Here is a 14,452-nt window from a genome sequence, read left to right as displayed (position 1 = left end):
CGGGAAGGGCGCCCCCGATGCCCAGTAGCCGTACCGGCCGTCCTCCCGTCCAGCGCCTCACCCGCAGGCCGCCCGTCCCCCGCCCGTCCCGCGAGAACCCCGTACGCCGGCTCCACACGCGGGCGCGGCGGGCCTGGGACCGCCCGCTCACCGCGTACTACCTGATCCTCGGCGGCAGTCTGCTGATCACCGTGCTCGGCCTGGTGATGGTCTACTCGGCCTCGCAGATCACGGCGCTGCAGAAGTCGCTGCCGGGGACCTTCTTCTTCCGCAAGCAGTTCCTCGCGGCCTCGATCGGCACCCTGCTGCTGCTCGTGGCCTCGCGCATGCCGGTGAAGCTGCACCGGGCGCTGGCGTACCCGATGCTGGCCGGCTGTGTCTTCCTGATGGCCCTCGTGCAGGTCCCGGGGATAGGGCAGTCGATCAACGGCAACCAGAACTGGATCGCCGTCGGCGGCTCGTTCCAGATCCAGCCCAGCGAGTTCGGCAAGCTGGCGCTGGTGCTGTGGGGGGCCGACCTGCTCGCCCGCAAGGAGGACAAGCGGCTGCTGACCCAGTGGAAGCACATGCTGGTGCCGCTGGTACCGGTGGCGTTCATGCTCCTGGGGCTGATCATGCTCGGCGGCGACATGGGCACCGCGATCATCCTCACGGCCATCCTGTTCGGCCTGCTGTGGCTGGCCGGCGCGCCGACCAGGCTGTTCGTGGGTGTGCTGTCCGTCGCCGGACTGATCGGCTTCGTCCTGATCAGGACCAGTGAGAACCGTATGGCCCGGCTCGCGTGCATCGGTGCCACGGAACCGGGGCAGGGGGACACCTGCTGGCAGGCCGTGCACGGCATCTACGCCCTCGCCTCGGGCGGAATCTTCGGCTCCGGGCTCGGTGCCAGTGTGGAAAAATGGGGCCAACTCCCGGAAGCGCACACCGACTTCATCTTCGCCGTCACCGGTGAGGAACTGGGTCTCGCGGGGACGCTGTCGGTGCTCGCCCTCTTCGCGGCTCTAGGCTATGCGGGTATCCGCGTGGCCGGACGCACGGAGGACCCCTTCGTCAGGTATGCCGCGGGAGGCGTGACCACCTGGATCACCGCTCAGGCGGTGATCAACATCGGTGCGGTGCTCGGTCTGCTGCCGATCGCCGGAGTCCCGCTCCCGCTGTTCTCCTACGGGGGTTCCGCCCTGCTGCCGACCATGTTCGCCATCGGGCTGCTGATCGCCTTCGCACGCGACGAGCCCGCTGCGCGGGCGGCGCTTGCGATGCGGCAACCTCGCTTTGGTAGAAAGCGGGGCGGCGGCCCTTCGGGGCGGCCCGGGAGATGGAACACGATGCGACGGCGCGCCTGAACGGCGCGTTCGTCCGGAGAGCGGTGAATTTCGGTGCATGTCGTCCTCGCCGGTGGCGGAACCGCCGGTCACATCGAGCCCGCGCTCGCCCTCGCGGACGCCCTGCGCAGGCAGGACCCGACCGTGGGCATCACGGCCCTGGGCACGGAGCGCGGCCTTGAGACACGCCTCGTCCCCGAGCGCGGCTACGAACTCGCGCTGATCCCCGCCGTGCCCCTGCCACGCAAGCCCACGCCCGAGCTGATCACCGTGCCCGGCCGGCTGCGCGGCACGATCAAGGCGACCGAGCAGATCCTGGAGCGCACCAAGGCGGACTGCGTCGTCGGCTTCGGCGGCTACGTCGCCCTGCCCGGCTACCTCGCCGCCAAGCGCCTCGGGGTGCCGATCGTCGTCCACGAGGCCAACGCCCGCCCCGGCCTCGCCAACAAGATCGGCTCCCGGTACGCGGCCCAGGTCGCCGTCTCCACCCCGGACAGCAAGCTGCGCGACTCCCGCTACATCGGCATCCCGCTGCGCCGCTCCATCGCCACCCTCGACCGCGCCGCGGCGCGCCCCGAGGCCCGCGCCCTGTTCGGCCTCGACCCCAACCTGCCGACGCTGCTGGTCTCCGGCGGCTCGCAGGGCGCCCGCCGCCTCAACGAGGTGGTCCAGCAGGTCGCGCCCTACCTCCAGCAGGCAGGGATCCAGATCCTGCACGCGGTCGGTCCGAAGAACGAACTGCCGCAGGTGCACCAGATGCCGGGGATGCCCCCGTACATCCCGGTACCGTACGTGGACCGGATGGACCTCGCGTACGCCGCGGCCGACATGATGCTCTGCCGCGCGGGCGCGATGACCGTCGCGGAGCTCTCCGCCGTCGGGCTCCCCGCCGCCTACGTCCCGCTGCCCATCGGCAACGGCGAACAGCGGCTGAACGCCCAGCCGGTGGTCAAGGCCGGCGGCGGACTGCTGGTCGACGACGCGGAACTGACCCCCCAGTGGGTCCAGCAGAACGTACTGCCCGTGCTCGCCGACCCGCACCGGCTGTACGAGATGTCCCGCGCCGCGAGCGAGTTCGGCCGCCGGGACGCCGACGACCTGCTCGTCGGGATGGTGTACGAGGCGATCGCGTCGCGCCGCTAGGGGCGCGGCAGAAGGCAGGGGAGCGTGGCCGGACCGACCACCGCCGAACGCGGCGCGGACGACGATCTGGACTCCGGCCCGCTTCCACGACGCCGCCGGCGGCTGCCCGGCCCGCGGGCCCTGGTCGCCGCCGCGGTCGCCCTGGTGCTGCTCGGCGGGTTCTCGGTCTGGGTCCTGTACGGCTCGTCGTGGCTGCGGGCCGAGCGGGTCTCCGTGTCGGGGACCCGGGTGCTCACCGAGGCCCAGGTGCGCGAGGCGGCCGAGGTGCCCCTCGGGGATCCGCTGATTTCCGTGGACGCCGACGCGATCGTGTCGCGACTGCTGGAGAAATTGCCCCGAATCGACTCGGTTGAGGTCATTCGTTCCTGGCCTCACGGAATCGGGCTGAAAGTCACCGAACGCACCCCGGTCCTGATTGTCGAAGCCGCCGGGAATTCGGGCAAGTACGTCGAAGTCGACGCGAAGGGTGTTCGTTTCGCCACCGTTTCGCGTGCCCCGCAGGGTGTTCCCGTCCTGGAATTGGCGCTGTCCCGTCCGGGATCCTCCGCCCCCAGTCTGCGGCGATTCGGCGAGGACCGGCTCGTGCGCGAGGCGGTGCGGGTCGCGGGTGACATTCCGGCCGCGGTCGCGCCGGACACCCGGGTCGTCAAGGTCCGCTCCTACGACTCCATCTCGTTGGAGTTGAGCGGGGACCGCACCGTCGCCTGGGGGAGCGCGGAGAAGGGGCGCGCGAAGGCGCGTGCACTCAGCGCGCTGATGAAAGCCGCCCCCGACGCGGGGCACTTCGACGTGAGTGTCCCCACGGCGCCTGCGTCATCAGGGAGTTGACGCATATCCGTGCAGGCCAGCACCCTGGTTGGGCACCGCTACGGCTGATCACATAGGGTGAAAAGAAAAACGGGAGGTTCGGCGTGTTCGTTGAACGTGCGCCACTTGTCGACTTAGTGTCCTGTTCGGAAGAGTCCAAGGAACAGACACACTGGTAACCCTAAACTTCAGCGTTAGGGTTCGGGTCGGCGTTCGGACCGTCCCACTTCGGCATCAGTCGTCGGATCGCGGGTACCCCGCGAGGCGGCGACACGTAACTCGAGGCGAGAGGCCTTCGACGTGGCAGCACCGCAGAACTACCTCGCAGTCATCAAAGTCATCGGTGTCGGCGGCGGTGGTGTCAATGCCATCAACCGGATGATCGAGGTCGGTCTCAAGGGCGTCGAGTTCATCGCCATCAACACCGACGCGCAAGCTCTGTTGATGAGCGACGCCGACGTCAAGCTCGACGTCGGCCGTGAACTCACCCGCGGACTCGGCGCCGGCGCCAACCCGGCGGTCGGCCGCAAGGCCGCCGAGGATCACCGCGAGGAGATCGAGGAGGTCCTCAAGGGGGCCGACATGGTCTTCGTGACGGCCGGCGAGGGCGGCGGCACCGGCACCGGCGGCGCGCCCGTCGTCGCCAACATCGCCCGCTCGCTGGGCGCCCTCACCATCGGCGTGGTCACCCGCCCCTTCACCTTCGAGGGCCGCCGCCGCGCCAACCAGGCCGAGGACGGCATCGCCGAGCTCCGTGAAGAGGTCGACACCCTCATCGTCATCCCGAACGACCGGCTGCTGTCCATCTCGGACCGCCAGGTCTCGGTGCTCGACGCCTTCAAGTCGGCCGACCAGGTCCTGCTCTCCGGTGTCCAGGGCATCACCGACCTGATCACCACGCCGGGCCTGATCAACCTCGACTTCGCCGACGTCAAGTCCGTCATGTCCGAGGCCGGCTCCGCCCTCATGGGCATCGGCTCGGCCCGCGGCGACGACCGCGCGGTGGCCGCCGCCGAGATGGCGATCTCCTCGCCGCTGCTGGAGGCCTCCATCGACGGCGCCCGCGGGGTGCTGCTCTCCATCTCCGGTGGGTCCGACCTCGGTCTCTTCGAGATCAACGAGGCCGCCCAGCTGGTCAGCGAGGCCGCCCACCCCGAGGCCAACATCATCTTCGGCGCGGTCATCGACGACGCCCTCGGCGACGAGGTCCGGGTCACGGTCATCGCGGCCGGCTTCGACGGCGGGCAGCCCCCGGCCAAGCGGGACAACATCCTCGGCTCGGCCGCGGCCAAGCGCGACGAGCCCGCCCCGGTGCGGGCCGCCGAGGCCCGCCCGTCCTTCGGCTCGCTCGGCAGCGTCAAGCCGAAGGAGGAGCCGGCGCCCGCACCGGAGCCGGTGAGCGAGGTGCCCGTCGCCCCGCCGGTCCCGCCGTCCCGGTCCTACACGGACAGCGCGGCGGAGGAGCTGGACGTACCGGACTTCCTCAAGTGATAGGACAGCGCGAGAACGCGAGCGGCGCGCACTTCGCCTTCACCGACAGGTGGGGCGGGGTGAGCGCCGCTCCGTATGAGGAGCTCAATCTCGGCGGGGCGGTCGGGGACGACGCCGCCGCGGTGACGACCAACCGGGAGCTGGCCGCGAAGTCGCTGGGCCTCGACCCCGCCCGGGTCGTCTGGATGAACCAGGTGCACGGCGCGGACGTCGCGGTGGTCGACGGACCGTGGGGCTCCGCCGCCGACATCCCCTCCGTCGACGCGATCGTCACCACCGGGCGCGGCCTCGCGCTCGCGGTGCTCACCGCCGACTGCGTGCCCGTACTGCTGGCCGACCCCGTCGCCGGAGTCGCGGCCGCCGCCCACGCGGGCCGGCCCGGAATGGTCGCCGGGGTCGTCCCCGCCGCCGTGAAGGCCATGATCGAACTCGGCGCCGACCCCGCGCGGATCGTCGCCCGCACCGGCCCCACCGTCTGCGGCCGCTGCTACGAAGTGCCCGAAGCGATGCGCGCCGACGTGGCCGCCGTGGAGCCGACGGCGTACGCCGAGACCAGTTGGGGCACGCCCTCCGTGGATGTGAGCGCCGGAGTGCACTCCCAGCTGGAGCGACTGGGGGTGCGCGACCGGGAGCAGTCGCCGGTGTGCACGCTGGAGTCGCACGACCACTTCTCGTACCGCCGCGACCGCACCACAGGGCGACTCGCGGGATATGTCTGGCTGGACTGAGGGGCATGACCGACCGTAAGGCGCAACTCGCCGCGAATCTGGCGAAGGTGGAGGGTCGCATCGCGGCGGCGTGCGCGGCCGCCGGGCGGGGGCGCGAAGAGGTGACCCTGATCGTGGTCACCAAGACCTATCCCGCGAGCGATGTGCGGATCCTGTCGGAACTCGGTGTGCGCCATGTCGCCGAGAACAAGGACCAGGACGCGGCCCCCAAGGCGGCGGAGTGCTCGGATCTGCCCCTTGTGTGGCACTTCGTGGGTCAATTGCAGACCAACAAGGTCCGTTCTGTGGTGCGTTATGCCGATCTTGTGCAGTCCGTCGACCGCTCCCGACTCGTCACGGCGCTGTCGAAGGAGGCGGTCCGGGCCGGACGCGAGGTGGGGTGCCTCATCCAGGTCGCCCTCGACGCGGACGAGAGCGGCCGGGGGGCGCGCGGCGGTGTCGGGCCGGACGGGATCGCGGAGTTGGCCGACCTCCTCGCGGACTCCCCGGGGGTGCGGCTCGATGGTCTGATGACCGTGGCGCCGCTCACCGGCGAGTACGCCGGGCGGCAACGTGAGGCGTTCGGGCGGTTGATGGATTTGTCGACCGACCTGCGCCGGGACCATCCGGCTGCGAACATGGTCTCCGCAGGGATGAGTGCGGACCTCGAGGAGGCCGTGGCGGCAGGGGCGACACATGTGCGCGTCGGCACTGCGGTACTCGGAGTCCGTCCCAGGCTCGGGTAACGTCGCCAAGAAGTCGGACCACAGCAGAAAATATGGTCATTCCGTCGAAGGGCGGCGCAACGACCTCGTGGATCGCGGGCACTTGGGAAGTCGTCAGTCGATCCACCACAGAGCGGAGGACTCAGAGCATGGCCGGCGCGATGCGCAAGATGGCGGTCTACCTCGGCCTCGTGGAGGACGATGGGTACGACGGCCGGGGATTCGACCCCGATGACGACTTCGAGCCCGAGCTCGACCCCGAGCCCGAGCGGGACCACCGGCGCCATGAACCGGTGCACCAGTCACACCAGTCACATCAGTCCCAAAGGGACGAATCGGTGCGAGTGGTGCAGCCCCCGGCGCAGCGCGAGCCGGTGGCGCACGCCACTTCGCTCCCCGCGGAATCGGTGCGACCCGCCCGGATCGCGCCCGTGGCGTCCATCACACAAGACCGTTCCAGTCTGGAGAAGAACGCACCGGTGATCATGCCCAAGGTCGTGTCCGAACGGGAGCCGTATCGGATCACGACGTTGCACCCGCGGACCTACAACGAGGCCCGTACCATCGGGGAACACTTCCGTGAGGGCACCCCGGTGATCATGAATCTGACTGAGATGGACGACACAGATGCGAAGCGACTTGTCGACTTTGCGGCAGGTTTGGTGTTTGGTCTTCACGGCAGCATCGAGCGGGTGACGCAGAAGGTGTTCCTGTTGTCGCCTGCTAACGTCGATGTCACGGCGGAGGACAAGGCCCGCATCGCAGAGGGCGGGTTCTTCAACCAGAGCTGAGACGCACCACCCGGAAACAGCAGTACAGGCAGCACGGAACGGGGAGAGGGAAACACCGGACATGAGCGTGGTCTTGACGATCCTCTACATCGCGCTGACGGTGTTCTTCATCGTGCTGATCTTCCGGTTGGTCATGGACTACGTCTTCCAGTTCGCCCGCTCATGGCAACCCGGCAAGGCGATGGTGGTCGTTCTGGAGGCCACCTACACTGTCACTGATCCACCGCTCAAGCTTCTGCGGCGGTTCATTCCGCCGCTGCGTCTCGGGGGCGTGGCGCTCGACCTGTCCTTCTTCGTGCTGATGATCATCGTTTTTATCCTGCGCACGCTAGTGGCCAGCGGGATGGGAACGGTGTGAGAGATGCGGTCTTGCCGAATGCCGACGACTACGTTGAGGTGAAGAGATGCCGTTGACCCCCGAGGACGTGCGGAACAAGCAGTTCACGACCGTCCGCCTCCGAGAAGGCTATGACGAGGACGAGGTCGATGCCTTCCTCGATGAGGTCGAAGCCGAACTGACGCGCTTGCTTCGTGAGAACGAGGACCTGCGTGCCAAGCTCGCCGCGGCCACGCGTGCTGCTGCCCAGAATCAGCAGAACATGCGCAAGCCCCCCGAGCCGCAGGACCAGCAGCAGGGTGGCATGCAGCAAGGTGGCATGCAGCAGGGCGGTATGCAGCAGGGAGGCATGCAGCAGCAGGGCATGCGGGGACCCGGCGGTCCCGTACCCGCTGGGATATCGGGTCCGCCGCAGCAGATGGGGGGCCCCATGGGTGGCCCGCCCCAGCTGCCGAGCGGTGCTCCGCAGCTGCCCGCCGGCCCTGGTGGCCAGGGGCAGCAGGGTCCCGGACCGATGGGTCAGGGGCCGATGGGCCAGGGCCCCATGGGTCAGGGCCAGATGGGTCAGCCCCAGATGGGGCAGGGCCCGATGGGCGGCCAGCCGCCCATGCAGCAGATGGGTGGCCCGATGGGCGGCCCCATGGGTGGTCCGATGGGCGGCCCCGGTCAGGGCCCGGGCGGCGACAGCGCCGCGCGTGTGCTCTCGCTGGCCCAGCAGACCGCCGACCAGGCGATCGCCGAGGCCCGTTCCGAGGCCAACAAGATCGTCGGCGAGGCCCGTAGCCGCGCCGAGGGTCTGGAGCGGGACGCCCGTGCCAAGGCCGACGCCCTGGAGCGGGACGCGCAGGAGAAGCACCGCGTCGCGATGGGCTCCCTGGAGTCCGCCCGCGCCACGCTGGAGCGCAAGGTCGAGGACCTGCGCGGTTTCGAGCGCGAGTACCGCACGCGTCTGAAGTCGTACCTGGAGTCGCAGCTGCGTCAGCTGGAGACCCAGGCGGACGACTCGCTGGCCCCGCCGCGGACCCCGGCGACCGCGTCGCTGCCGCCGTCCCCGTCGCCGTCCATGGCGCCGGCCGGTGCGAGCGCGCCGTCGTACGGCGGCCAGGGCATGGGTGGCGCCCCGGCGCCGGCCGCGCCCTCCTACGGCGGTCAGCAGCAGATGTCCCCGGCCATGACCCAGCCGATGGCTCCGGTCCGGCCGCAGGGTCCGTCGCCGATGGGGCAGGCTCCCTCGCCGATGCGTGGCTTCCTCATCGACGAGGACGACAACTGATCATCAGCGGCACGCCATAGGCGTCGGCAGCGTTCAGGGCGGGGCCCCGGATCTCTTCGGTCCGGGGCCCCGCCCTTGTGCTACGCGCGTTCGGGGGTGTTTGGGACGGTTGTTCGCAGGTGGGGCGGATGTCCTGCGCACACCACGCCGAAGCACACGACGCCGAAGGCCCGGTGACACCGCCTGTGCGGTGTCACCGGGCCTTCGGTCATGTCGGCGCCGCGGCTCGGAGCGGGCGGCTCCGAGCGGGGCGGTTCAGCGGGGCAGCGTCACGCCTTGTGGAGGCGGAACGTCAGGGTCAGGGCCTCGTCCGTGAACGGGGCGCCGTAGGTGTCGTCGGCCTCTCCGGTGGCGAAGTCCGTCGCGAGGACCTCGTCGGCGATCAGCCCGGCGTGCTCGGTGAGCGCGTCGACCACCGCCTCGTCGGTCGCGGTCCAGCGCAGCGCGATGCGGTCGGCCACGTCGAGGCCGCTGTTCTTGCGGGCCTCCTGGATCAGACGGATCGCGTCACGGGCGAGGCCCGCCCGGCGGAGCTCCTCCGTGATCTCCAGGTCCAGGGCCACCGTCGCACCCGAGTCGGAGGCGACCGACCAGCCCTCGCGCGGGGTCTCCGTGATGATCACCTCGTCCGGCGCCAGGGTGATCGTCTCGCCGTCGACCTCGACCGACGCCGTGCCCTCACGCAGGGCGAGGGAGAGGGCGGCGGCGTCCGCGTTCGCCACGGCCTTGGCCACGTCCTGGACGCGCTTGCCGAAGCGCTTGCCGAGGGCGCGGAAGTTCGCCTTGGCGGTGGTGTCCACCAGGCTGCCGCCGACCTCGCTCAGCGAGGCGAGCGAGCTCACGTTCAGCTCTTCCGTGATCTGGGTGTGCAGTTCGGGGTCCAGGGAGTCGAACCCGGTGGCGGCCACCAGGGCACGGGACAGCGGCTGGCGGGTCTTGACGCCCGACTCCGCGCGCGTCGCGCGGCCCAGCTCCACGAGACGGCGGACGAGCACCATCTGCTTCGACAACTCCGGGTCGATGGCGGTGAGGTCCGCCTCCGGCCAGGACGCCAGGTGCACGGACTCCGGGGCGCCCGGCGACACCGGCACGATCAGGTCCTGCCAGACCCGCTCGGTGATGAACGGGGTCAGCGGGGCCATCAGCTTGGTGACCGTCTCGACGACCTCGTGCAGGGTGCGCAGCGCGGCCTTGTCGCCCTGCCAGAAGCGGCGGCGCGAGCGGCGGACGTACCAGTTCGACAGGTCGTCCACGAACGCGGAGAGGAGCTTGCCGGCGCGCTGGGTGTCGTACGCCTCCAGCGACTGCGTCACCTGGTCGACCAGGGCGTGCAGCTCGCTCAGCAGCCAGCGGTCCAGGACGGGACGGTCGGCGGGGGCCGGGTCCGCCTCGGACGGCGCCCAGTTCGACGTACGGGCGTACAGGGCCTGGAAGGCGACCGTGTTCCAGTACGTGAGGAGGGTCTTGCGCACGACCTCCTGGATGGTGCCGTGGCCGACGCGGCGGGCCGCCCAGGGGGAGCCGCCGGCCGCCATGAACCAGCGGACCGCGTCGGCGCCGTGCTGGTCCATGAGCGGGATGGGCTGCAGGATGTTGCCGAGGTGCTTGGACATCTTGCGGCCGTCCTCGGCGAGGATGTGGCCGAGGCACACGACGTTCTCGTACGACGACTTGTCGAAGACCAGGGTGCCGACCGCCATCAGCGTGTAGAACCAGCCGCGGGTCTGGTCGATGGCCTCGCTGATGAACTGGGCCGGGTAGCGGCTCTCGAAGAGTTCCTTGTTCTTGTACGGGTAGCCCCACTGCGCGAACGGCATCGAGCCCGAGTCGTACCAGGCGTCGATGACCTCCGGGACGCGGGTGGCGGTGGCGGCGCAGCCGCCCTCGGGACACGCGAAGGTGACCGCGTCGATGAACGGGCGGTGCGGGTCCAGCTCCGACTGGTCGGTGCCGGAGAGCCGGCTCAGCTCCTCGCGGGAGCCCACGCAGGTGAGGTGGCCCTCCTCGCAGCGCCAGATCGGCAGCGGGGTGCCCCAGTAGCGGTTGCGGGACAGCGCCCAGTCGATGTTGTTGTTCAGCCAGTCGCCGAAGCGGCCGTGCTTGACCGTGTCCGGGAACCAGTTGGTCTTCTCGTTCTCCTGAAGGAGGCGGTCCTTGACGGCGGTGGTGCGGATGTACCAGGACGGCTGCGCGTAGTAGAGGAGCGCGGTGTGGCAGCGCCAGCAGTGGGGGTAGCTGTGCTCGTACGGGATGTGCTTGAAGAGCAGGCCCCGGGTCTGGAGGTCCTCGGTGAGCTTTTCGTCCGCCTTCTTGAAGAAGACGCCGCCGACCAGCGGGACGTCCTCCTCGAACGTGCCGTCCGGGCGGACCGGGTTGATCACCGGCAGGCCGTACGCCCGGCACACCTTGAGGTCGTCCTCACCGAAGGCGGGGGACTGGTGGACCAGACCCGTGCCGTCCTCGGTGGTCACGTACTCGGCGTTCACCACGAAATGGGCGGGCTCGGGGAACTCCACGAGCTCGAACGGACGTTGATAGGTCCAGCGCTCCATCTCGGCGCCGGTGAAGGACTGGCCGGTGGTCTCCCAGCCCTCGCCGAGCGCCTTGGCGACCAGCGGCTCGGCGACGACGAGCTTCTCGGTTCCGTCCGTGGCCACCACGTAGGTGACCTCGGGGTGGGCGGCGACCGCGGTGTTGGACACCAGCGTCCACGGCGTGGTCGTCCACACCAGGAGCGCGGCCTCGCCCGCGAGCGGACCGGAGGTGAGCGGGAAACGGACGTACACCGAGGGGTCGACGACCGTCTCGTAGCCCTGCGCCAGCTCGTGGTCCGACAGGCCGGTGCCGCAGCGGGGGCACCAGGGGGCCACGCGGTGGTCCTGGACGAGCAGGCCCTTGTTGAAGATCTCCTTCAGCGACCACCAGACGGACTCGATGTACTCGGGCTCCATGGTCACGTACGCGTCGTCGAGGTCGACCCAGTACCCCATGCGGGTCGTCAGGTCGGAGAACGCGTCGGTGTGGCGGAGCACGGACTCACGGCACTTGGCGTTGAACTCGGCGATGCCGTACGCCTCGATGTCCTTCTTGCCGTTGAAGCCGAGCTCCTTCTCGACCGCCAGCTCCACCGGCAGGCCGTGGCAGTCCCAGCCGGCCTTGCGGGCCACGTGGTAGCCGCGCATGGTGCGGAAGCGGGGGAAGACGTCCTTGAAGACGCGGGCCTCGATGTGGTGGGCGCCCGGCATGCCGTTGGCGGTGGGCGGGCCCTCGTAGAACACCCATTCGGGGCGACCCTCGGACTGCTCCAGGCTCTTGGCGAAGATCTTCTGCTCGCGCCAGAAGTCGAGCACCGCGTGCTCGAGCGCGGGCAGATCGACCTGGGCGGGGACCTGGCGGTACGTCGGCTCTGTCATGAGCGAGCTTCCTCCAACGGACTTGCTGCCTTCCGTCGGAGGGACGAGAGCCTTCATCCTGCGTACGCCGTGTGCGGCGCGCTCCCGCGGTACCACCCTCCTTGGCCCGTCGTCGCGTCGTACGCCGTGACGAGCCCCCTCATTGAGGTCGCGATGCCGGGTCTACTGGCCGTGTCCCGAGGGTCTCGGCGTTCTTCCGGCGGCTCCGGGGTGATCTTCGCGTCGCGCTCGCCCCCGGGCTTCCACCGTCCCCGGGTCGCTCTTGGCTGCGTACGGCGCTACTCGTCCCCATCCACGCTTTTCGCTGCGCCCAGTGTACGGCGCCGGGCGGACGGCGGCCGACCGGTTTTGCGGCGCCCGCGGCGGGGCGGGCCGGGGCCTTCGGCGGGCTCGGCGGCCCGGTGGCGCGGTGACCTGCGGGGTGACCCGAATGGAGCGGCCCGGACGTCCGGATCCCGGGACCCGCGGCGGGGCGGAATACCCGGCGAGGAGCGGGGCACAACGCTTGCAGGCTCGCCGCGTGGCGGTCGCGGGGCGGTCGGAATGGGTGGTGTGCCACGTTGCCGTGGGACTCGGGCCGATTTATCGTCCCAGCACGATTCGCGTGCAAGATCACAATATGTGAAGGGGCCGCGGCCATGGTGGCGAAGGATGTGAGCGGCAAGAAGCGGGTCCCCGCGACCCCGGGAACGAAGGCGGCCACCAGCAGGACGAGCGCCCGGAAGACGGACGCCGAGGCAACGACGGCGAAGAAGGGAGCCGCGAAGACCGCCGCGGTGGGGCCGAGGTCCGGCGCCGAGCAGGAGGGCACGCCTGGTGCCGGTGCCGTGCGGGTGACGAAGAAGAAGGCCGTCGGCACGGGCGCGGCGAAGAGGAGTCCGGCCAAGAAGACCGCGGTGGCGAAGACCGCGGCCAAGAAGACCGCGGCCAAGAAGACCGGGGGGAAGAAGGCCGAGGCCAAGAAGGTCGGGGGGAAGAAGGCCGAGGGCGAGGAGAGCGAGGCGCGGGAGACCACGGCCGAGAAGGCCGCGGCGAGGAAGACAGCGGCCAGGAAGGCCGTCGGGAAGGACAGTGCCGCCGCGCGGTCGGCGGCCGGGAAGAGCACGGCCACGAAAGCGGTGGCCAAGAAGGGTGCCGCCGAGAAGACGGCGGCCACGAAGAGCAGCACATCCAAGAAGAGCACCGCCCGGAACACCTCCGCGACGAGCGAGGCCGAGAAGGCGGGCGCGGCCGAGGCCGCCGAGACGACGGGAGCCACGACGGTGGTTGCGAAGAACACTCCTGGTACGGCTACGGCGGCGAAGAAGCCCACCGCCGTCCCCAAGGCACGGCCCGCCGCGGCGGACCCCGGCGAGCTGGCGGTACGGCCCGGTGAGGACCCCTGGAGCCCGGAGGAGGTCGCCGCGGCCCGCACGGAGCTGACGTCCGAGGCGATGCGGCTGCGGGCGGAGCTGGACGCCTCCGAGAAGTCGCTCACGGGTCTCATGCGGGACTCCGGCGACGGCGCGGGCGACGACCAGGCCGACACCGGCGCCAAGAACATCACGCGCGAGCACGAGATGGCGCTCGCCCACAACGCGCGCGAGATGCTCGACCAGACCGAGCGCGCCCTGGAACGGCTCGCCACGGGCACGTACGGCCTCTGCGAGAGCTGCGGCAACCCGATCGGCAAGGCGCGCATGCAGGCCTTCCCCAGGGCCACACTGTGCGTCGAGTGCAAGCAGAAGCAGGAACGGCGGTAGTGATCCCCGCCTGAGCCCCTGGTCCCCGGAGGTCGTGTCGTACCTTTGTCCTCAGTCAGGAACCTAGGTTGAGGGACTCACGTGGCAGAGGCGGAGCGCATCATCGGTACGCCGGACATCCCAGAGGCGGCGGGCACGGACCCGGAGCAGGCCGACGACGGGAACGGTGCGGACGCGGCGCGGGCCGACGCGTCCGCGCGCCCGCGCGGCAAGCGCCGTATCGCCGTGCTGTTCGGGGTCGCCGCGCTGGCATACGCGCTCGACCTGGTCAGCAAGATGATCGTGGTCGCCAGGCTGGAGCACCACGAGCCGATCGAGATCATCGGGGACTGGCTGAAGTTCGAGGCGATCCGCAACGCGGGCGCGGCCTTCGGCTTCGGCGAGGCCTTCACGATCATCTTCACGATGATCGCGGCGATCGTGATCGTGGTGATCGCCCGGCTCGCGCGCAAGCTCTACAGCCTGCCCTGGGCGATCGCGCTCGGCCTGCTGCTGGGCGGCGCGCTGGGCAACCTCACCGACCGGATCTTCCGCTCGCCGGGCGTCTTCGAGGGCGCGGTCGTGGACTTCATCGCGCCCAAGGGCTTCGCCGTGTTCAACCTGGCGGACTCGGCGATCGTGTGCGGCGGCATCCTGATCGTGCTGCTGTCCTTCCGCGGGCTCGACCCGGACGGCACCGTCCACAAGGACTGACGCCCCAC

General features: G+C 70.2%; 12 protein-coding genes. 11 read left to right on the top strand and 1 reads right to left on the bottom strand.

What is annotated here, in order from left to right; all coding sequences use genetic code 11:
- The first annotated feature begins 17 nt into the window (after positions 1-17).
- The 9 genes from ftsW (at position 18) to ACZ4Z3_RS05725 (ending at position 8,596) form a co-directional block, all read left to right on the top strand.
- Positions 18-1,343: a putative lipid II flippase FtsW gene (gene ftsW, locus ACZ4Z3_RS05765; RefSeq protein WP_468499830.1), complete on the top strand. Its 1,326-nt coding sequence runs from the start codon at positions 18-20 to the stop codon at positions 1,341-1,343.
- Between the two features lie 33 nt (positions 1,344-1,376).
- A complete protein-coding gene (murG, locus tag ACZ4Z3_RS05760) occupies positions 1,377-2,465 on the top strand; it encodes an undecaprenyldiphospho-muramoylpentapeptide beta-N-acetylglucosaminyltransferase (protein ID WP_055521865.1) in 1,089 nt (362 codons plus the stop codon).
- A 24-nt stretch (positions 2,466-2,489) separates the two neighbouring features.
- Positions 2,490-3,293 carry a cell division protein FtsQ/DivIB gene (locus tag ACZ4Z3_RS05755; protein WP_468499829.1) on the top strand — a complete coding sequence of 268 codons (804 nt, stop codon included), beginning with the start codon at positions 2,490-2,492 and terminating at the stop codon, positions 3,291-3,293.
- Positions 3,294-3,572: 279 nt separating this feature from the next.
- Positions 3,573-4,763 (top strand): cell division protein FtsZ, encoded by a 1,191-nt coding sequence (gene ftsZ, locus ACZ4Z3_RS05750; RefSeq protein WP_099968919.1) that lies wholly within the window; start codon positions 3,573-3,575, stop codon positions 4,761-4,763.
- Positions 4,760-5,491, top strand: coding sequence for a peptidoglycan editing factor PgeF (pgeF, locus tag ACZ4Z3_RS05745; RefSeq protein WP_468499828.1), 732 nt, complete (start codon positions 4,760-4,762; stop codon positions 5,489-5,491). The genes ftsZ and pgeF overlap by 4 nt, the downstream gene beginning before the upstream one ends.
- Before the next feature lie 5 nt (positions 5,492-5,496).
- Positions 5,497-6,216 (top strand): YggS family pyridoxal phosphate-dependent enzyme, encoded by a 720-nt coding sequence (locus tag ACZ4Z3_RS05740; RefSeq protein WP_468499827.1) that lies wholly within the window; start codon positions 5,497-5,499, stop codon positions 6,214-6,216.
- Between the two features lie 128 nt (positions 6,217-6,344).
- Positions 6,345-6,986: a cell division protein SepF gene (locus ACZ4Z3_RS05735; RefSeq protein ID WP_055538812.1), complete on the top strand. Its 642-nt coding sequence runs from the start codon at positions 6,345-6,347 to the stop codon at positions 6,984-6,986.
- 61 nt (positions 6,987-7,047) lie between these two features.
- Positions 7,048-7,344 (top strand): YggT family protein, encoded by a 297-nt coding sequence (locus tag ACZ4Z3_RS05730; protein WP_055521870.1) that lies wholly within the window; start codon positions 7,048-7,050, stop codon positions 7,342-7,344.
- Positions 7,345-7,390: 46 nt separating this feature from the next.
- Entirely contained in the window at positions 7,391-8,596 is a 1,206-nt protein-coding gene (locus ACZ4Z3_RS05725; RefSeq protein ID WP_055538814.1) for a DivIVA domain-containing protein, read from the top strand.
- Positions 8,597-8,865: 269 nt separating this feature from the next.
- Here the strand turns inward: ACZ4Z3_RS05725 and ileS are convergent, their stop codons facing one another.
- Positions 8,866-12,009 (bottom strand): isoleucine--tRNA ligase, encoded by a 3,144-nt coding sequence (gene ileS, locus ACZ4Z3_RS05720; protein WP_468499826.1) that lies wholly within the window; start codon positions 12,007-12,009, stop codon positions 8,866-8,868.
- Positions 12,010-12,647: 638 nt separating this feature from the next.
- Here ileS and ACZ4Z3_RS05715 point away from each other — a divergent pair.
- Both ACZ4Z3_RS05715 and lspA read left to right on the top strand, forming a co-directional pair.
- Entirely contained in the window at positions 12,648-13,751 is a 1,104-nt protein-coding gene (locus ACZ4Z3_RS05715) for a TraR/DksA family transcriptional regulator (RefSeq protein WP_468499825.1), read from the top strand.
- Between the two features lie 81 nt (positions 13,752-13,832).
- A complete protein-coding gene (lspA, locus tag ACZ4Z3_RS05710; RefSeq protein WP_107462226.1) occupies positions 13,833-14,444 on the top strand; it encodes a signal peptidase II in 612 nt (203 codons plus the stop codon).
- Positions 14,445-14,452 lie beyond the last annotated feature (8 nt).

The sequence above is a fragment of the Streptomyces sp. NPDC030296 genome, from assembly GCF_055572815.1.
This window is presented reverse-complemented; position numbering and strand designations above follow the sequence as displayed.

What these genes read in the sequence shown, in the direction of transcription:
- ftsW (WP_468499830.1), top strand. Translation starts at nt 18, where the DNA reads ATGCCCAGTAGCCGTACCGGCCGTCCTCCCGTCCAGCGCCTCACCCGC.
- ACZ4Z3_RS05740 (WP_468499827.1), top strand. Translation starts at nt 5,497, where the DNA reads ATGACCGACCGTAAGGCGCAACTCGCCGCGAATCTGGCGAAGGTGGAG.
- ACZ4Z3_RS05735 (WP_055538812.1), top strand. Translation starts at nt 6,345, where the DNA reads ATGGCCGGCGCGATGCGCAAGATGGCGGTCTACCTCGGCCTCGTGGAG.
- ACZ4Z3_RS05730 (WP_055521870.1), top strand. Translation starts at nt 7,048, where the DNA reads ATGAGCGTGGTCTTGACGATCCTCTACATCGCGCTGACGGTGTTCTTC.
- ACZ4Z3_RS05725 (WP_055538814.1), top strand. Translation starts at nt 7,391, where the DNA reads ATGCCGTTGACCCCCGAGGACGTGCGGAACAAGCAGTTCACGACCGTC.
- ileS (WP_468499826.1), bottom strand. Translation starts at nt 12,009, where the DNA reads ATGACAGAGCCGACGTACCGCCAGGTCCCCGCCCAGGTCGATCTGCCC.
- ACZ4Z3_RS05715 (WP_468499825.1), top strand. Translation starts at nt 12,648, where the DNA reads ATGGTGGCGAAGGATGTGAGCGGCAAGAAGCGGGTCCCCGCGACCCCG.